General features: G+C 64.5%; 11 protein-coding genes. 5 read left to right on the plus strand and 6 right to left on the minus strand.

Going from position 1 to position 18,528, the window contains the following annotated elements; genetic code table 11:
• Positions 1 to 15 precede the first annotated feature (15 nt).
• The 3 genes from ACUXVH_RS15945 to ACUXVH_RS15955 all read left to right on the plus strand — a co-directional run bounded on the left by ACUXVH_RS15945 (position 16) and on the right by ACUXVH_RS15955 (position 5,644).
• Positions 16 to 3,132 carry an autotransporter domain-containing protein gene (locus ACUXVH_RS15945; RefSeq protein WP_445495342.1) on the plus strand — a complete coding sequence of 1,039 codons (3,117 nt, stop codon included), beginning with the start codon at positions 16 to 18 and terminating at the stop codon, positions 3,130 to 3,132.
• Positions 3,133 to 3,245: 113 nt separating this feature from the next.
• A complete protein-coding gene (pueA, locus tag ACUXVH_RS15950) occupies positions 3,246 to 5,099 on the plus strand; it encodes a polyurethane esterase A (RefSeq protein WP_065364145.1) in 1,854 nt (617 codons plus the stop codon).
• 164 nt (positions 5,100 to 5,263) lie between these two features.
• Positions 5,264 to 5,644, plus strand: a complete 381-nt coding sequence (locus ACUXVH_RS15955; RefSeq protein ID WP_041118378.1) for a hypothetical protein — start codon at positions 5,264 to 5,266, stop codon at positions 5,642 to 5,644.
• A 16-nt stretch (positions 5,645 to 5,660) separates the two neighbouring features.
• Here the strand turns inward: ACUXVH_RS15955 and ACUXVH_RS15960 are convergent, their stop codons facing one another.
• Positions 5,661 to 5,885: a YgdI/YgdR family lipoprotein gene (locus tag ACUXVH_RS15960; protein WP_011061484.1), complete on the minus strand. Its 225-nt coding sequence runs from the start codon at positions 5,883 to 5,885 to the stop codon at positions 5,661 to 5,663.
• A 206-nt stretch (positions 5,886 to 6,091) separates the two neighbouring features.
• On the opposite strand from ACUXVH_RS15960, the gene ACUXVH_RS15965 reads away from it, so the two are divergent.
• Together ACUXVH_RS15965 and ACUXVH_RS15970 are read left to right on the plus strand one after the other, a co-directional pair.
• Positions 6,092 to 7,738, plus strand: coding sequence for a VRR-NUC domain-containing protein (locus ACUXVH_RS15965; protein ID WP_065364144.1), 1,647 nt, complete (start codon positions 6,092 to 6,094; stop codon positions 7,736 to 7,738).
• Positions 7,735 to 10,011, plus strand: a complete 2,277-nt coding sequence (locus ACUXVH_RS15970) for an ATP-dependent DNA helicase (RefSeq protein ID WP_065364143.1) — start codon at positions 7,735 to 7,737, stop codon at positions 10,009 to 10,011. Before ACUXVH_RS15965 ends, ACUXVH_RS15970 begins: the two co-directional genes overlap by 4 nt.
• 24 nt (positions 10,012 to 10,035) lie before the next feature.
• Here ACUXVH_RS15970 and ACUXVH_RS15975 read toward each other — a convergent pair whose 3' ends face one another.
• From ACUXVH_RS15975 to ACUXVH_RS15995, 5 genes are all read right to left on the minus strand, one after another.
• Positions 10,036 to 10,443: a TIGR03067 domain-containing protein gene (locus tag ACUXVH_RS15975; protein ID WP_445495346.1), complete on the minus strand. Its 408-nt coding sequence runs from the start codon at positions 10,441 to 10,443 to the stop codon at positions 10,036 to 10,038.
• Positions 10,444 to 10,469: 26 nt separating this feature from the next.
• Positions 10,470 to 11,117, minus strand: coding sequence for a response regulator (locus tag ACUXVH_RS15980; protein ID WP_065364724.1), 648 nt, complete (start codon positions 11,115 to 11,117; stop codon positions 10,470 to 10,472).
• A gap of 74 nt (positions 11,118 to 11,191) precedes the next feature.
• Positions 11,192 to 14,377: a response regulator gene (locus ACUXVH_RS15985; protein ID WP_445495349.1), complete on the minus strand. Its 3,186-nt coding sequence runs from the start codon at positions 14,375 to 14,377 to the stop codon at positions 11,192 to 11,194.
• 106 nt (positions 14,378 to 14,483) lie between these two features.
• Positions 14,484 to 15,674: an EAL domain-containing response regulator gene (locus ACUXVH_RS15990; RefSeq protein WP_011061479.1), complete on the minus strand. Its 1,191-nt coding sequence runs from the start codon at positions 15,672 to 15,674 to the stop codon at positions 14,484 to 14,486.
• Positions 15,661 to 18,498: an ATP-binding protein gene (locus ACUXVH_RS15995; RefSeq protein ID WP_445495351.1), complete on the minus strand. Its 2,838-nt coding sequence runs from the start codon at positions 18,496 to 18,498 to the stop codon at positions 15,661 to 15,663. The genes ACUXVH_RS15990 and ACUXVH_RS15995 overlap by 14 nt, the downstream gene beginning before the upstream one ends.
• Between the last annotated feature and the right edge of the window lie 30 nt (positions 18,499 to 18,528).

An 18,528-nucleotide genomic window follows, 5' to 3' on the forward strand; every position in this document is an offset into this window, starting at 1 on the left:
CCCATACAACTAAGGATGGTCGTAGTGAAGCAGTTTCAACCTGGACAACCGCATCTTCGCAATCCCCGCTCCGGATGGCCTCGCTGCCGGCAGCTACCCTGGGCGTACAGCCCGCTGGCCAGCGCCCTGGCCGGTTGCCTGGCCCTGGCCACTGGTGCCCAGGCGGCGCCCTATGTGGAAACCGGCAAGCTCGGCGACGCCGCCAGTTGGCGCAGCGCCGAATTCAAGGCCGACTGGGGCCTGGGGGCGATACATGCCGACAGTGCCTATGCCGCCGGCTACACCGGCCAGGGCATCAAGCTGGGGATCTTCGACCAGCCGGTGTATGCCCAGCACCCCGAGTTCGCCGGCAGCGACAAGGTCATCACCCTGGTGACCAGCGGCATCCGCCAGTACACCGATCCCTACATTCCGGTAAAGGCTGGAGACGCCTTCCGTTATGACGGCACGCCCTCGGTGGGCTCGGACGGCAAGCTCGGTTCCCACGGCACTCACGTGGGCGGTATCGCCGCCGGCAGCCGCGATGGCGGCGCCATGCACGGGGTGGCCTTCGACGCCCAGATCATCAGTGCCGAGAACGGCGACCCCGGCCCCGAGGACGGCATCATCCTGGGCAACGATGGGGCGGTGTACAAGGCCGGTTGGGACGGCCTGGTAGCCAGTGGCGCGCGGATCATCAACAACAGCTGGGGCATCGGCATCACCGACGCATTCGCCAAGGGCGGGCGCGATCCGGCGTTCCCGCACTTCGGCCTGAGTGACGCCCAGGCCCAGTTCAGCCAGATCCGGCCCTTGCTCGGCACCTTGCAAGGCGGTGCCTATGACGGTGCCATCAATGCGGCCCGCAGTGGCGTGCTGACCATCTTCGCCGCCGGCAACGACTACAACCTGAACAACCCGGACGCCATCGCCGGGCTGGGCTATTTCGTCCCGGAAATCGCCCCGCAGTGGCTGACAGTGGCGGCCTTGCAGCAGAACCCGGACACCAGCAGCGCAGAGCCTTACACCATCAGTACCTTTTCCTCACGCTGCGGCTACACCGCGAGCTTCTGTGTCTCGGCCCCGGGTACACGGATCTACAGCGCCGTGATCGGTGGCACCAGCCTGGAAGACATGACGGTCGGCTACGCCAACAAGAACGGCACCTCGATGGCCGCGCCCCATGCCGCCGGTGCGGCAGCGGTACTGATGGAGCGCTTTCCCTACATGGATGCGGCGCAGATCGCCGGGGTGCTGCGCACCACCGCCCGGGACATGGGCGCCCCGGGCATCGACGAGCTGTATGGCTGGGGCATGATCGACCTGCAAAAGGGCATTCGCGGCCCGGGCATGCTGGTCACCGAGCAGGACATCCCCCAGGAACTGCGGATCGATGGCGCCTATGGCTCGTCCCAGTGGGTAGCCAACCTGCCGGGGGTGGGAGCGCTGCTGGACGCCGGCAAGCCCACCCAGCGGCGCTGTACCCAGTTCAACTGCGGCTTCGACATCTGGAGCAACGACATCAGCGGCCATGGCGGCCTGACCAAGGAGGGCATCGGCACCCTGGTGCTCAGCGGCAACAACAGCTACGCCGGCCCGACCCTGGTCAACCAGGGCCGCCTGGCGGTCAACGGCAGCCTGACGTCGGCGGTGACGGTGAACCAGGGCGCAACTCTCGGCGGCAATGGCCGGATCGGCAGGCTGACGGCCAACGCCGGGGCCACGGTGGCCCCGGGCAACTCCATCGGCACCCTGAACGTGGCCGGCGACGTGACCTTCCAGCCGGGCTCGACCTACGCCGTGGAGGTGTCGCCGACCGCCAGCGACCGGATCGTCAGCAGCGGCCAGGTGACCATTGCCGGGGCCAACCTGGCCATGGTCCTGGAGCCTTCGAGCACTGGCAGCGGCAGCGTGCTGGGGCGCCAGTTCGACATCCTCGATGCGGCGGGCGGGGTCCAGGGCAGCTTCGGCACGGTGTTGCCCAGCTACCTGTTTCTTGCCGGCAGCCTGGACTACTCGGCCACTGGTGTGCAGTTGGCGGTGCAGCGCAGTGCGCGCTCGTTCGCCAGTGTCGGCCTGACCGACAACCAGGTGTCGGTGGCGGCTGCCGCCGAGCAACTGGGGGCCGGCAGCCCGCTGTTCGAAAGCCTGCTGCTGGCGCCGACTGCCGCCAGTGCCCAGCAGGCCTTCCAGCAATTGTCCGGGGAGATCCACCCGGCGGTGGCCAGTGTCCTGATCAACCAGGGCCGTCACCTGCGCGACACCATGGGCGAGCGCCTGCGCCAGGACGCCGGGGCTGTCGGCAACGGCACCCAGAGCCTTGATGAAGGCGCCTGGTTCAAGGTCCTGGGCGCCTGGGGCAAGGCCGACGGCGGGCATTCCCAGGCCGGCTACAACACCTCCATCGGCGGCTTGCTGGCCGGAGTGGATGGTGAAGTGGGCGAGGGCCGGCGCCTGGGGCTGTTCGGTGGCTACAGCGACAGTTCCCTGAACATGGGCGACGGTACCCATTCCTCGGCCAAGGTCGACAGCTACCACCTGGGGGCCTATGTCGGCCAACAACTGGATGCCGTGCGCCTGAGTGTGGGCGGTTCCTACAGCTGGCACCGCATCGACGTCAAGCGCGAGTTGCAGTTTGCCGGGGAATCCGAGCGGCTCAAGACCAAGCGTGACGCCCAGAGCGCCCAGCTGTTCACCGAGGCCGCCTGGAGCCTGGACCTGCAACCCCTGGCGCTTGAACCCTTCGCTAACCTGGCTTATGTCAATGTGGCCAGCGACAGCTTCAAGGAGAAGGGCGGCGACGCGGCCTTGAGGGGCGCGGCTGACCACCGCGAGGCCTGGCTCACGACCCTGGGCCTGCGCGCTGGCCAACGCCTGCAACTGAGCTCGACCCGAAGCCTGGAGCTGTCGGCTACCCTGGGTTGGCAGCACCACCTGAGCCCCACCGACGCCACGATGAACCTGGGGTTCGTCGAGGGCGGGCAGGGCTTCAAGGTGCAGAGCCTGTCCCTGGATCGCGACGCCGCGGTCATTGGCGCCCGGGCCGGCATGGCCGTGGGCCGAGGGACTCGGGTCAACCTGGATTACAACGGGTTGCTGGGGGCCCGGGACAAGAGTCACGGGGTCGGCTTGACCCTGGACTGGCAGTTCTGAAGGCCGGGTAGCCAGCAGTCCCCCGGCCCTTCACCGAGTTGCCCGAGTCCCGCCATGGGGCTTGGGCGGCATGCGTTTGCTCTGACAATTCCAACAACAGAAGAGGCAATACCATGGGTGTGTTTGACTACAAGAACTTCACTGCAAGTGACTCCAAGGCGCTGTTTTCCGATGCGCTGGCGATCACCCTGTACTCCTACCACAACATCGACAACGGCTTTGCCGAGGGCTACCAGCACAACGGCTTCGGCCTGGGCCTGCCGGCGACCCTGGTCACGGCGCTGATCGGCAGCGGCAATTCCCAGGGGGTAATCCCCGGCATTCCCTGGAACCCCGACTCCGAGAAGGCCGCGCTGGATGCCCTGCACCAGGCCGGCTGGTCCACCATCAGCGCCCAGCAACTGGGCTACGACGGCAAGGTCGATGGCCGGGGAACCTTCTTTGGCGAGAAGGCCGGCTACGGCACGGCCCAGGTGGAAATCCTCGGCAAGTACGATGCCCAGGGCCACCTGGAGTCCATCGGCATTGCCTTTCGCGGCACCAGCGGGCCACGGGAATCGGTGATCAGTGACACCATCGGTGATGTGATCAACGACCTGCTGGCGGCCCTGGGCCCCAAGGACTATGCGAAGAACTATGCCGGCGAGGCATTCGGCAAGCTGCTGGGAGATGTCGCGGCCTTCGCCCAGGCCAATGGCCTGTCGGGCAAGGATGTCCTGGTCAGCGGCCACAGCCTGGGCGGGCTGGGGGTCAACAGCCTGGCGGACCTGAGCAGCGAACGCTGGTCGGGGTTCTACAAGGACTCCAACTACATCGCCTACGCCTCGCCGACCCAGAGCGCCAGCGACAAGGTGCTGAACATCGGCTACGAGAACGACCCGGTGTTCCGCGCCCTGGACGGCTCAACCTTCAACCTGTCGTCCCTCGGGGTGCATGACGCCCACCAGGACTCGGCGACCAACAACATCGTCAACTTCAACGACCATTACGCCTCGACCCTGTGGAATGTGCTGCCGTTCTCGATCCTCAACATTCCCACCTGGCTCTCCCACCTGCCCACCGGCTACGGCGACGGCCTGACCCGGGTGCTGGAGTCGAAGTTCTACGACTTCACCAGCAAGGACTCCACCATCGTGGTAGCCAATCTGTCGGACCCGGCCCGGGCCAGTACCTGGGTCCAGGACCTCAACCGCAATGCCGAGACCCACAAGGGCAGCACCTTCATCATCGGCAGCGACGGCAACGACCTGATCCAGGGCGGCAGCGGCAACGACTACCTGGAAGGCCGGGCCGGCAACGATACGTTCCGCGACAGCGGCGGCTACAACATCATCCTCGGCGGCCAGGGCAGCAACACCCTGGACCTGCAGCAGTCGGTCAAGAACTACAGCTTTGCCAGCGACGGCGCCGGGACCCTGTACCTGCGTGACGCCAATGGCGGTATCAGCATGACCCGCGACATTGGCGCGATCCAGAGCAAGGAGCCGGGCTTTCTCTGGGGCCTGTTCAAGGACGATGTGATCCACCAGGTCACCGACCAGGGCCTCAAGGCCGGCGGGCAGCTTACCCAGTACGCCTCGTCGGTCAGGGGCGATGCGGGCGACAACGTGCTCAAGGCCCATGCCGGCGGCGACTGGCTGTTCGGCCTGGACGGCAACGACCACTTGATCGGCGGCCAGGGCAACGACGTGTTCGTTGGCGGTGCCGGCAACGACCTGATGGAAGCCGGAGGCGGCAACAATACCTTTCTGTTCACCGGGCATTTCGGCCAGGACCGCATCCTCGGCTACCAGGGTGGCGACAAGCTGGTGTTCATGGGGGTGAGCGGCGTGCTGCCGGACCAGGACTATCGGGCTCATGCCAGCAGCAGTGGTAACGACACGGTGCTGACCTTCGGCCAGGACTCGGTGACCCTGGTGGGGGTCAGTCTGGAGCACCTCAACGGTTCCGGCATCGTTCTCGCCTGATGCCGGCGCGGCGCGAGGCCTGCAATGGGCCTCGCACCGTTCATTGCCGGGGGGAAGTGACCTGCCAGTCGATTTGCGACTCCAATAACGGTAAAGCTGAAACGTGTCAGCTCGTTAGTACAGGCAGGCATTCACGCTACGGCAATGACAGGAGAGTTTTGACGGTGAGTAACAGCAAGAGGTATGCGAGCGGTGTGGTGCTGGCCCTGTGGGTGGTCATGGCATCCGCCGAGGAATTGCCTCACAGCTCGATTTTGAAGCGCTATGGGGTGACCCCGGACCAGTTGCCGGCCGGCCAGCCGGCGCCTGAAGTGAAGGAGGAGCCGGCCCCGAGCCGCTTCCATGTGCAACCCGAACAACCCTGGGCCCAGGTCCGTCTGGGGGACGACAAGAGGCCGGATACCACCGGCAACATCAGCATCGACAACGCCGAGGCCCGGGAGCGCGAGCGTTGCCAGCAGGTGCGTAACGAATTGTCCAGGCGCGGCAAGCCCCTGGGGATTTTCTGCGAGCCAGGGCAGGGGCCCTTTCCCTGGTCGCACTGACTTCAACCGCAGCGGATCATTTTTCCTGGCGGACGGTGGCCACATCGTCCGCCTTGACCCGGATGGTCTTGCCGGAAATGTCCTGGAATTCATAGAAGCCGTCGGCGGTCTTGGTCTTGGGCTGGTCCCGGGTCAGGTATTGGGTGCCGTTCTGCAGGGTCACCACAGTGGGCGAGGCGCAACCGGCCAAGGCCATGGCGCCGCAAGCGGCCAGAAACAATCCCAGGTTCTTCACTTTCATACAGACCTCTCATCAATGATGCGCACGCGCATTGGCGCCGGACACTATAGCCATGGGCCCTTGGTGTAGTGAAGACGACGAAAGTTCGCCAGGGAATTGTAAAAAACTTCGCTGTGCCATTTATCCAATAGTGTTTGCCAGACCCGGTCGCCGGCTGTTATCTGTATGCATAACCAGTATCCGATCAGCCGTGGCGCTTGCGTTCAGTGACTTCCAATCCCCTCGAAAACCCCCTCTATTACCTGCACAACTTCCGCCAGGTATTGAACTGGCTGCAGCTGCGCTATGCCGATGTGCTGAGCGCCGATGAACAGCGCTTCATCCTTGATTTCGCGCAACTGGCCGAGCCTTCCCAGGCCTTGCTGGTGCGCATGGTGATGCGCAAGGGCCGGCACTTTCGCCTGAGCAAGCTCAGCTACCCGGAGATCGGCGACAGCGCCGCGGCCCTGGAGCCGTTGCTGGCGCTGGGCTGGGTCGATGAGCAGGCGCCGCTCTGCCTGGAGGAACTGTTCGGCCTGCTGCAAAAGGCCGAGATCCTGCAGTGCTTCAACGGGCTTGCGGCCAAGGCCAGGAAAGACCAGTGGCTGGAAGAGCTAACCCAGCAGGGCCTGGCGCCCCAGGCATTCGCCCAGTGGTGCCCGGCGCTGTCAGACCGGCTCCTGAGCCTGACGCTGATGCCGCTGTGCGATCGCCTGCGCCTGATGTTCTTTGGCAACCTGTATCAGGACTGGTCGGAATTCGTCCTCGCGGACCTGGGCATCTACAGCTACGAGAAGGTCGAGATCAGTGCCGATGCCCGTGGCCTGCGCAGCCGCGAAGACGTGGACGGCTTCCTCTATCTGCATGAGTGCCAGGAAGCGTTCGAGGCCGGCGCCGAATTGCCCGAGGTGCTGGCGCACATTGCCCGCTTCCAGACCCTCAACCCCTGGCTGGAAAAACGCCGGGCCAAGCTGCTGTTTCAGCTCGGCCAGCAGTGCGAGCGCCTGGCGCAGTGGGCGCTGGCCCGGCAGATCTACCAGGAGTGCGCCTACCCGGGCGCGCGATCGCGATTGATCCGGGTGCTGGAGCGCAGCGCCGAATACCAGGCCGCCCTGGCGCTGGCCGAGCAGGCCGCTGCCGCGCCCGAGAGCGCCGCCGAGGCCCAGCATCTGCTGCGGATCATGCCCCGGCTGCGGCGCAAGCTGGGCGGGCCGCCGGCGCCCCGGGCGGCCAACCGCGAGGTGCAGCGCCTGGACCTGTGCCTGGCGCGTGACGCCGACGGCCTGGCGGTGGAACTGCATGTCCAGGCCCATCTGCACCAGCCCCAGGCGCCGGTGCACTACGTGGAGAACAGCCTGATCAATTCGTTGTTCGGCCTGTTGTGCTGGCCGGCGATCTTTGCCCCCTTGCCCGGTGCGTTTTTCCACCCGTTCCAGCGTGGGCCGGTGGACCTGTTCAGCGAAGACTTCCATCAGCGGCGCAGCGAACTGTTCCAGGCCTGCCTGGCAGAACTCGACGATGGCCGTTACCGGCAGAGCATCCGCCAGCGCTTCGTGGCCAAGTGGGGGTTGCAGTCGCCCTTCGTGTTCTGGGGTGCGCTGAGCGAAGAGTTGCTCGACCAGGCCCTCGACTGCCTGCCCGCCGAGCACCTGAAACACTGGTTCCAGCGCCTGCTGCTGGACATCAAGGCCAACCGCGCCGGCATGCCGGATCTGATCCAGTTCTGGCCCGAGCAGAAGCGCTACCGGATGATCGAGGTCAAGGGCCCGGGGGATCGCTTGCAGGACAACCAGCTGCGCTGGCTGGATTTCTGCCAGGAACACCGGATGCCGGTGGCGGTGTGCTACGTGCAGTGGCAGGACCCCTGCGCGTGAGTTATCGCATCGCGGTGCGCGCCCTGTGCGAATTCAGCGCCAAGGCCGGCGATCTGGACCTGCGCTTCACCCCATCGCCCACGGCGCTGGAGGGCATTGCCGGGCACCGTACCGTGGCTTCGCGACGCAACCCCGGCTACCAGAGTGAAGTGGCCCTGGAGGGGCGATACGCCGAGCTGCTGGTCAAGGGCAGGGCGGACGGCTACGACCCGGCGCAGAACCTGCTGGAGGAGATCAAGACCTACCGTGGCGACCTTGAGCGCATGCCCGACAACCATCGGCAATTGCACTGGGCCCAGGCCAAGGTCTATGGCTGGCTGCTGTGCCAGAGCCTGCAACTGCCGAGCATCCGTGTCTCGCTGGTGTATTTCGATGTGCTCAGCGAAGGCGAAACCGCGCTGGTGCAAGAGCACAGCGCCGAGGCGCTGGAAGAGTTCTTCAATCGCCAGTGCGCGCTGTTCCTGCACTGGGCGCAACAGCAAATGCACCATCGCGCGACCCGGGACCAGGTCACCCGGGACCTGCGCTTTCCCCACGCCGAGTTTCGTCGCGGCCAGCGCCCGCTCGCCGAGTCGGTGTACAAGGCGGTGAGCACCGGGCGCTGCCTGCTGGCCCAGGCCCCCACCGGCATCGGCAAGACCCTGGGCACGATCTTTCCCATGCTCAAGGCCATGGCTGCGCAGCAGTTGGACACACTGCTGTTTCTCACCGCCAAGACCCCGGGCCGGCAACTGGCCCTGGATGCCGCCCGGGTGCTGTTCTCCGGGGTGCCGGGGCTGGCGTTGCGGGTGCTGGAGCTGGTGGCCCGGGACAAGGCCTGCGAACACCTGGACAAGGCCTGTCACGGTGAGTCCTGCCCGCTGGCCAAGGGCTTTTACGACCGCCTGCCGGCGGCACGCCAGGCCGCCAGCCAGGTGCCATTGCTGGATCGTCAGGCGCTGCGCGAGGTGGCCCTGGAGCATCAGGTCTGCCCCTACTACCTGAGCCAGGAAATGGCTCGCTGGAGTGACCTGGTGGTGGCCGACTACAACTACTACTTCGACTTCAGCGCCTTGCTCTTCGGCCTGGCCCAGGCCAACCAGTGGCAGGTGGCGGTGCTGGTGGACGAGGCCCACAACCTGGTGGAGCGCGGGCGTGGCATGTACAGCGCGAGCCTGGACCAGCAGCAATTGGCGAGCGTGCGCAGCAGCGCGCCCCAGGCCTTGAAGAGCCCGTTGCAGCGGCTCAATCGCGAGTGGAATGCCTTGCACAAGGAGCAGGTGGCCGAGTATCAGGCCTATGCACAGCTACCTGCCGCGCTGCTCAAGGCCCTGGCCCTGTGCGTAGCGGCCCTGGGGGACTATTTCAACGAACAGCCCCGGGGCCTGGACAGCGGTTTGCAGGGCCTGTATTTCGAACTGCTGCAGTTTGCCCGGGTGGCGGAGCTGTTCGATGAGCAGCAGTTCATCTTCGACATCAGCAAGCGCGCCCTGGGCGCCAAGCGCAGCCTGTCGCGCCTGAGCCTGCGCAATGTGGTGCCGGCGGCGCTGCTGGGGCCCCGGTTGGCGGCGGCCCGCAGCACGGTGCTGTTCTCCGCCACCCTCAATCCCCGAGGTTACTACGCTGACCTGCTGGGGCTGCCGGACAACACCGTGTGGCTGGATGTGGAATCGCCGTTCGACGCCGGGCAGCTGGAAGTGCAGATTGTCAGCCGCATTTCTACCCGCTATGCCCACCGGCAGGCTTCCCTGGCGCCGATTGTCGAGCTGATGGCCCGGCAGTTCGCGGCGCGCCCGGGCAACTACCTGGCGTTCTTCAGCAGCTTCGACTACCTGCAACAGGTGGCCGGGTTACTGGCGCGCGAGCACCCGGACATTGTGCTCTGGTGCCAGTCCCGAGGCATGGACGAGGCTTCGCGCCAGGACTTTCTCCAGCAGTTTCGCCCAGAGGGGCAGGGTATCGGTTTCGCCGTACTCGGCGGTGCTTTCGGCGAGGGCATCGACCTGCCGGGGTCTAAACTCATCGGGGCCTTTGTCGCCACCCTCGGCCTGCCCCAGCTCAACCCGCTGAACGAGCAGATGAAGCAGCGCATGGCGGCGCTGTTCGGCTCCGGCTATGACTACACCTACCTGTACCCGGGCCTGCAGAAAGTGGTGCAGGCGGCAGGACGGGTGATCCGTGGCCAGTCCGACCGTGGGGTGCTGGTGCTGATCGATGATCGCTTTGCCGAACCCAGGGTCCGCCAGCTGCTGCCGAGCTGGTGGGCCCTGGACGCGCCGCCCGCTGGCGGCTAGGCCGGGCAGGAGGGGGGCGCCGGTTCAGGCCTGGCGAGCGCGGACAAAGCGGCGCAGGGTCTGGCCCGGGCCCGTGCGGAAATAGCTTGGCCGGGGTTGGCCGGCATCGGCGGCGATGAATACGAACTCGTCGTCGCTCAGCTGGTAGCTGGCCGGCAGCGCCTGGCCGGCGTCTGCGCCCATGGAGTCGGTCCAGGTGATCGACTTGGGATGGGTGCTGCTGTCGAGGGTAAAGGTGCCGGCCAGCAGCAGTTCACCGGCCGGGGTCACCACGCGAAAATCCTGCCCTTCGATAAAGGTCAGGGCGCCGGGGGCGCTGTGTTCGTCCGGTGGGTTGAGCACGCCGCTGTCTTCCATCGCGATCTGTTCCCAGGCCCCTTGCAAGCGTTGCAGCTCCAGCAGGTCGGCGGCTTCGGGTGAAATCAAATCCATTTTCAGGCAGTTCCTTGGGCTGGGAATCAGTTGAATATATTGCGGCCAATGCAGTAGGTCAGGAGGTCCTGGTCGCTCTGCACCTCCAGTTTACGCATGGCGGAGATCTTCTGCGCGCTGATGGTCTTGGCGCTGCGGTTCTGGCTGCGGGCGATCTCGCTGACACTCTTGCCGGAAACGAACAGGCGCAGAATCTCGAATTCCTTGGGCGACAGGGTGGAGATGCGCTCGTCGATGGCGACATTGGATTCCAGCACCGAATTGGGGGCCGGCTCCAGGCTGCGATACACGGCTTTCTGGGCAATGGCCTTGAGGGCGACCTGGATTTCCTCGTGCAACTGGCTCTTCTGGATCACCCCGACCACACCCAGCTCCCGCAGGCGGGTGAGGATCAACTGATTGGAAATCATGGTCAGGATCAGGATCTGCACGTGCGGGAAGTTGCGCTTGAGGTATTCCACCAGCTTCAGGCCATCACCGTAGGGCGAGTCCCCGGGCATGTTGTAGTCGGTGATGACCACATCCACCTGGCAGCTTTCCAGCTTCTGGATCAGGCCTTGGGAAGACAGGGTTTCGCCGACGATCTCGAAGCGCTCATCACGCTCCATCAGCTCACGCACACCGAGCAACACGATAGGGTGATCGTCAGCGATGACTACTTTCAGTTTTTCCATGGCAAACACACCCGTGCAATACGCAATTTAGTAAAGGAGCTAGGGACCGTCGGTACATTAAACCCAGCAGGCCATTATTCAAGGGGCAACAGGAGTCTGGACAAGCGTTGCATCAGTTGCCTGGCCTGGGCTTGCAAATCCGCAGTCAGAGCACCGTCCAGCAATCGGCACTCCAGTTCGACGCACGCCTTGGCCAGTGGGGCTGCCTGCACCGCCCCCATGGCACCGGCGATGCTGTGCAGTCGTGCGGCGGCAGTCTTGCCGGCGCCGCTGTCCAGCGCCTCGGCCAGCCGCCGCAGATCCTCGTGCATGGTACTGAGAAACAGCGGGCGCATTTTCTCGGTGACTTGAATCCGGTCGCCTTGCGCTGTGTCGGGGGAAGGCCGGGACGGTGCGGCCGGCGGAATGGTGGGTGGTGCGGTCGCGGTGCTGGTCGGGCACAACTTTGACAGATGCCCCCGCAGGGTCTGCAGGTTCATGGGTTTGACTATCCAGGTGTTCATGCCGGCGGCGAGGCAGCGGATGCCTTCCTCGCGCAATGCATTGGCGGTGACACCGATGATCGGCAGTTGCGGGTCGCGGCGACGCAGTTCCCTGGCCAACTCGTAGCCGTTCATGAGTGGCATATTGACGTCGGTGATCACGATGTCGAAGCGCTGTGGCTGCCAGTGTTCCAGGGCCTGCTTGCCATTGGCCGACAGGGTCACCTGGCAGCCCAGGGCCTGTAGTTGCTCCTTGATGATTGCCTGATTGATCGGGCTATGTTTGGCCACCAGGATGCGCAGGTTCAGTTGGCCCATGCGGCCGGCTCTGTGCTGTGCCTGTGCCTGGCACAGGGGCAGGCCCTGGTGGGCCAGCACCGCGGCCTGGGCGATGGCGCGAATATCGTGGGCGTCGACCTGCCAGGAGGTGGCCTGCGGCAGGCGGCCACTACCGCCCCCGGAGACGGCACTGACGCATGGGCCAGGCCAGGAGGCCAGGCCATCCCGGGGCAGCATGTCGATGAGCACGCCAGTCTGCGGCTCGTCGCTCCAGCCAGGGGGGGCCGGATGGGCCGGGACTCCCAGGCGGCCGAGCCAGTCACAGGTGTTTTTCAGCAGCTCCGGCACCGGAGCCCGGACATGCACTGGCGAACCTTCGGGCCATGGCAGCAATGGCGGCAGCCCTCCTGGCAGGCAGCGCAGCGTCAGGCGCAAAGAGAAACTACTGCCTAGCCCCGGCTCGCTGGTCACCTGCATCTGCCCACCCATCATCTGGCACAGGCGCTCGCAGATCGCCAGCCCGAGGCCGGCCCCGGCTTCGTTGGAGGCGTCGCGTACCTGGAAGAAGGGGACGAACAGCTGGGGTTGTTGCTGGGCTGAAATGCCGATCCCGGTATCGGTGACTTGCCATTCGATACGGGCTTGCTGGTCGCGCAACTCCAGCAACCGGACCCGCAATACCACCCGGCCGCTTTCGGTGAACTTGATCGCATTGCTCAGCAGGTTGTTGAGAATCTGGCTGATTCGCGCGGCGTCCCCCAGCAGCAGATCCGGCAGGTTGGGGTCGATGCAGGCATAGAACAGCAGGCCGCGCCGCTGGGCAGAGGCAGCGTGAGCGTGCAAGACATCCTCCAGCATGTCCAGCGGGCAGAACTCCAGCGGATCGATGCTCATTTGCCCGGCCTCGATCCTGGAGACGTCGAGCACATCGCTGATCAACTGGAACAGGGTGCTGGAGGAGCGCTGGATGGTCTGCAGGTAGTCGCTCTGGCGGCTGTCCAGGCGGGTCAGGCCGAGCAGTTCCAGGGTGCCGAGCACGCCGTACAGCGGGGTGCGGATTTCATGGCTCATGGTGGCCAGGAACAGGGTCTTGGCGGCATTGGCGGCGTCCGCCGAGCGCCTGGCCCGGTCCAGCGCCTTGGCATCTTCCACATGCCGGGTGACATCGTTGAAGGTACACACCAGCACATCCTGGCGTTGGTAGCGGGTCGAGACGAACTCTACCTGCAGGTAGCGCCCGTCGATGTCGAGGCTGGTTTCGCCGCCGTCGATCAGGCTGCGGTCCTGTGCCAGCCGAGACAGCAGTTGCGCCGTGCCTTGCCATTGCTCGGCCTGACGGTTCTGCAGGATTACCTGGAGGTTGTCGCGGCTCACCACGCATAGCCCCGAGGGAACGGTGTCGATGACCACACGGTTGAAGTCTTCGCTTTCATTGAGGCATTGCTGTGCCCGTTGCGCCGGGACCACCACCTTGTTGCGGTACCAGCGGCTGGCGGCCCAGCCGCAGGCGATGCTGCCTACCCCGAGGGCCAACAGGCTCAGCATGGCCCACAGTGCGTAGTCGAGGTAGTTCCTGTAGCTGATCGCATAGAGCCCGGTCCACAGCTGGGGAGTCTGGCTGGTCACCTTGACGATCATCCCCTGTAGGCCGAAGTTGAGGCCTTCACCCAGCACGTCGGCAGGCGCCGGGTCGCCGGTGAGGGCGGTGCCGGAAGGCTCGATGAGGGTGAAGTCGTCGTAGATCGACCAGTGTCTGGTGTGCTCGAGGTGATTGAGGTCATCCAGGCTCAGCAGTGACGCGACCACGCTCCAGTCGTTGCCTCCCTGGACATCCAGCGGTGGAGCCGGCTCATGCAGGTTGATGTACGCCAGGAACCTGGTCGGTAGAGCTTCCGACGCGGGCGGCCTGTACTGTTGCCAATGGATCTGGTGGTCGGCAAAGCCGTCGCTCTTCACGAGCTGCTGGTGCAGCACCTGGTCTGCCACCTTGGTGTCGGGCGCGGTGTTTCCCTCGGGGTGGCTGATGTCGAAATGGCCGAAGGTGTTGAACACAAAGGTTCGCGGAGCGACATGCTGCGAGCCTGACCAGAAGGCGCTGTAGAAGCTCGACAGCTGTAGCCCCAGGGCGAACACCCTGGGCAGCTCGCCGGCCGCTGGCTGCTGGGGGGACAAGCTCAGGCTGAAGGGCGTTGCGAAGGGGGATTGCTGGCCTGCGGTGGGCGGGAAGGCTTGCAGGGTCAGGTGATGAGGGGCATCGAGGCTCAAGGCGTCGATCGAATGGCGTGCGGCCAGGCGTTTGAGAAACAGTTCCTGCTCCTGGATGTTCTCCATCAGTTGGGCGAAATGTAAGCGCACGTTGCTGTTCTGTTCATCGAACAGACGCTCGAGGGTCCAGTACAGGGTGGCGAACAGCAGCAGCGCCAGGCCCAACAGTATGCCCGTGTTCAATCGGGGCAAGCTGCGAGCCAGGTTCTGCAGCAAGGTGCTGCTTTCTTTCATCACTGATTTTCCAAACACATATAAGGGCCCTGCCGAGATTCCTATCTCTGGGGCAGGACCGTCAGCGATGAGTGACTGTTGCGCGGGCAGGCAATGGGTTCATCGGTTAATACACCGTGGCCGGCCCGTCTTGGGCCAGCAGTTGCTGAAACTGTTGCGAGGAGACCGCATGGGAAATCAGGAAGCCCTGCACCTGGGTGCAGTCGATCTTGCGCAACAGAGCCAGTTCGTGGGCGCTTTCCACGCCTTCGGCGACGACCGTCAGGCCCAGTTGCCGGCCCAGGGCGATGATGCAGGTCAGGGCCTGGGCTATTTCTTCATTGTTGTGACAGCCCTGGACCAGCCCCCGGTCGATCTTCAATTCGGTGAAGGGTGTCGATACCAGGTTCATGTAGGAGCTGTAGCCCTTGCCGAAGTCGTCCTGGGACAGGCCGAAGCCCTTGATGCGCAGGCGGCAGGCTCCGGCGTAGAAGTTGCTGATGTGCTCCGGGGTCGAACATTCCATGAGTTCGAAGCAGATCCTGGCCGGCACACCGTTGTGCTGGATCACGAAGTCGTACAGGCGGTCGGCCAGGTCGGCGCTGTTGAGCAGGTGGGTCGGCAGGTTGATGGACACCGGGATGTCATAGCCGTCTTCGCGCCAGTGCACCTGGGCCTCAAGGGCCTGCTCCAGGATCAGCCACAGTAGTTCTTCTTCGAGGCGGGCCACGGTGAGTGCCGGCAGGAAGTCGCAAGGCAGGAGCATGCCGTGTTGTGGGTGGATCCAGCGCACCAGGGCTTCGGCGGCGACGATGCGACCGTTGTTCAAGGCTTTCTTGGGTTGGAACCAGGCCTGGATCTGCCCGTTGCGCAGGGCTTCACGCAGGGTCTCTGGGCTGCATTCGACCCCGATCTGTGGGGGGCTGCTGTCATTGGCGAGCCCTGGCAACTGAGCGGTGAGTGCACGCAGTGCAGCCAGGTTCACGGGTTTGGAAATCAACCCGATGACCTTCAGCCCCAGGTTGCGGGCCACCAGGCTGGCGCCCATCAGCATGCGCCGGGATGACGCACTCATGATGGCCAGGGCCGGGCGCACGCGATGGGTGGCCAGGCTCTGGATGAACTGCACGCCATCCATGCCGGGCATCAGCAGGTCTGTCAGTACCAGGTCGAAGTGCCGCTGCTTGAGGCGTTCCAGCGCTTCTTTGCCGCTGCTTGCCACCTCCAGCTGGTAGGGCCCCAGCTCGTTGAACAAGTGTTGCAGGTACATGTACTGAAACGGCTGATCTTCGACGATCAAAATGCTACAGGACTTCATGGGGGGCTCTTTCATAGGGCGCCAGATAGTTGAACAACGCTCTTAATGCAAAGGGCTTCACCAGGCAGTGGTTCATCCCGGCTGCAAGACAGAGCTCTTCTTCTCCGCGCATTGCATTGGCCGTTGCCCCGATGATGGGGATCGAACAGCCTTGACGCCGAAGCTCCTGGGCCAGTTCATAACCGTTGAGTTTCGGCATGTTCACATCGGTCAGCACAACGTTGAAACGACCGGCCTTCCAGATGCAGAGGGCCTCTTCACCGTTCGAGGCCAGCTCCACGCTGCACCCCAGTTCTTCCAGTTGGTCCTTGAGGATCAACTGGTTGATCACGTTGTCTTCGGCCACCAGGACATGCAGGCTGAGCTTTTTCAGCTCGCGGTGATCGGAGTGATCCTCGCTCTGGGCCACCCAGACCCCCTGGGCCTGGCTGACGGCCTGATGGATCGCCCGCAGGTTGTTGGTGTTGATCTGCCAACTGCCGCCGTCGATCCGCGGTTCGTTATGGCCATCGCCGCTGGCGAGCACCAGGGGGCCCTGCCAGTCGGGTTCCAGGCGCTGCTCCACGCTGCCGGGGTGTAGTTCGATCAGTACGTTGCCCCGGGCCCGGTCGGACGGGCTCGGCAGGCTGAACTGGGCCCGGGCACCCCAGCGGCGCAGCCAGCCCGCCACCGATTCGGCCAGTTCACGCACCGGGGACACGACATAGACCATCTCCGGCAGCAATGGGCTGATCAGCGGGGTGTCGCCCTGCAGGGCAGAGGCCTCCAGCGGCAGAGTCAGGGTGAAGCTGCTGCCCAGGCCGAGCTCGCTGACCATGCGGATATTGCCGTTCATCAATTGGGTCAGGCGCTGGCAGATCGGCAAGCCCAGGCCGGTGCCGGCGATCACGTTGGTGTTGCCTTCGGTCTGGTAGAAGGGCTCGAAGATCAGTGTCTGGTCGTCCTGGGCAATGCCCCGGCCGGTGTCGGAAACCTGCCAGAGGATGTTGCTGCGCTCGCCATCGCGGCTTTCGGTGCGGACCCGCAGGACAATGCGCCCGGTATCGGTGAACTTGACCGCGTTGTTCAGCAGGTTGCTGAGGATCTGGCGGATCCGGGTGACATCGCCGAGCAGGATCTCCGGCAACTGCGGGTCGACACAGGCATAGAACTGCAGGCCCTTGGCCTGGGCGGCCGCCGCGTAGCCCTGGATGATCTCGTGCACCAGATCCAGGGAGGAGAATTCGCTGAGCTCCAGGGCCAGTTGCCCGGCTTCGATCTTGGACACGTCGAGCACGTCGCAGATTAACTGCAGCAGCGTACCGGAAGAGCCTTCTATGGCTTGCAGGTAATCCTTCTGCTGGTTGTCCAGCTGGGTCCGCGACAGCAGCTCCAGGGTGCCGAGCACGCCATACAGTGGCGTGCGGATCTCGTGGCTCATGGTGGCCAGGAACAGGGTCTTGGCTTCATTGGCGGTATCGGCCAGGCGCTTGGCTTCTTCCAGCGCCGCCTCGATCTGCTTGCGAGCGCTGATATCGCTGAAGGCGCAGAACAGCACGTCCTCACCGTTGTAGCGAGTGGGGGCGGAGCTGAGGTACAGATGGCGCCCGTCGGCGGTTTCAAAGTAGTCCGAGCTGTTGGGGCGGGCCGGGTCGAAGGCCTGCTCGATCCACCCGGAACACAGCTGGTCGCGTTCGCTGCCGTTGCCCAGCCATTGCTGGGACAGGGTGTTTTCCAGCACCACCCGGCCATCGCTGCGGCGCAATACACAGAGTGCCACCGGGGCGATCTGGATCACGTCGCGGCTGAAGGCCTCGCTTTCGACCAGGGCCTGGATCCGGTGCAGGGCGGGGGCGATCAGGCGCACTTCGACCCAGTGGGTCAGCAGGCCGATCAGAGCCATGCCGGTCAGGCTGATGAGCAGCGCCGCCAGCAACTGCGGCCAGAGGCTCTTGAGCAGGTTCTGCAGGTCGAAGGAGTACACCAGCTGCCAGTCGGTAGCCCCCAGCTGCTTGCGGATCACCAGATGGTCGGGCCACCAGCGGCCGCCGAGAAAGCCGAAGAAACTGCCGCCCTGGACGTGGCGTACGTCGGCGCTCAGTCGGGCACTGGGCGCACTGCTGAAAATCAGCCCGCCCTGGGAATTGAACATCATGAAATCCCCGGCGCTCTGGTCGCTGAGGGCGGCGGAGACGCTCTTGCCGTCCATCTCCAGTCCAAGCCAGCCGGAGTGGGCGAAGCGTTCGTCAAGGCGAGTGAAGATGTACAGATGGGCGCCCGCCGCGGAGTTGTCCATCAGCCAAAGTTCTTCGCCGACAGGGATCTGCTCGGGCTTCAGAGCGATCAGCTTGTCCAGCAACCCGCCGGGCAGATCGCTGGTCTGTGGCCGGGTGCTGAACAGGCGTTGCACCTGCAGATCGCGGGTGCCGGGAATGTAGAGCAGGTTCAGTTGCTTGTTTTGCAGGTAGTTGCGCATGCGCAGGGTCAGCCAGATCCCCCACTGGTTGCCCTGCGGTCCACCCAGTTGCAGGTACGTCTCTTCTTGGGAGGCACCGCTGGCGCCTGGGGGGCTGATATGTTCCCCAGGGTCGTAGACCGCCGCCAGGCTCAGGCTTTCCAACAGGGCCGAGCGGCTGGTGAAGAATGCCTGGGCCTCGGCAATGGCGCTGCTCATGTAGCTTTGCCGTTGTGAGAGTTCGTTGTGCAGGCTGGAGCGAAGAAAGTTGTAGACCGCGCCGAACAGGCCGACCAGAAAAATCAGCGCCACGACACGAAGCAGCCGGCGGGCTGCTTCAGGACTGGAAAATAGGGGATTGATCTGATGCAGGTAGCTTTTTAATCTCATGCGCCAACTGTAATTGGGGGCATGCCAAGC

The sequence above is a fragment of the Pseudomonas sp. 8(2025) genome (genome assembly GCF_052665325.1).

Coding starts and splice junctions, on each gene's coding strand:
- ACUXVH_RS15945 (WP_445495342.1), top strand. CDS start 16: ATGGTCGTAGTGAAGCAGTTTCAACCTGGACAACCGCATCTTCGCAAT.
- pueA (WP_065364145.1), top strand. CDS start 3,246: ATGGGTGTGTTTGACTACAAGAACTTCACTGCAAGTGACTCCAAGGCG.
- ACUXVH_RS15960 (WP_011061484.1), bottom strand. CDS start 5,885: ATGAAAGTGAAGAACCTGGGATTGTTTCTGGCCGCTTGCGGCGCCATG.
- ACUXVH_RS15975 (WP_445495346.1), bottom strand. CDS start 10,443: ATGGATTTGATTTCACCCGAAGCCGCCGACCTGCTGGAGCTGCAACGC.
- ACUXVH_RS15980 (WP_065364724.1), bottom strand. CDS start 11,117: ATGGAAAAACTGAAAGTAGTCATCGCTGACGATCACCCTATCGTGTTG.
- ACUXVH_RS15985 (WP_445495349.1), bottom strand. CDS start 14,377: ATGAAAGAAAGCAGCACCTTGCTGCAGAACCTGGCTCGCAGCTTGCCC.
- ACUXVH_RS15990 (WP_011061479.1), bottom strand. CDS start 15,674: ATGAAGTCCTGTAGCATTTTGATCGTCGAAGATCAGCCGTTTCAGTAC.
- ACUXVH_RS15995 (WP_445495351.1), bottom strand. CDS start 18,498: ATGAGATTAAAAAGCTACCTGCATCAGATCAATCCCCTATTTTCCAGT.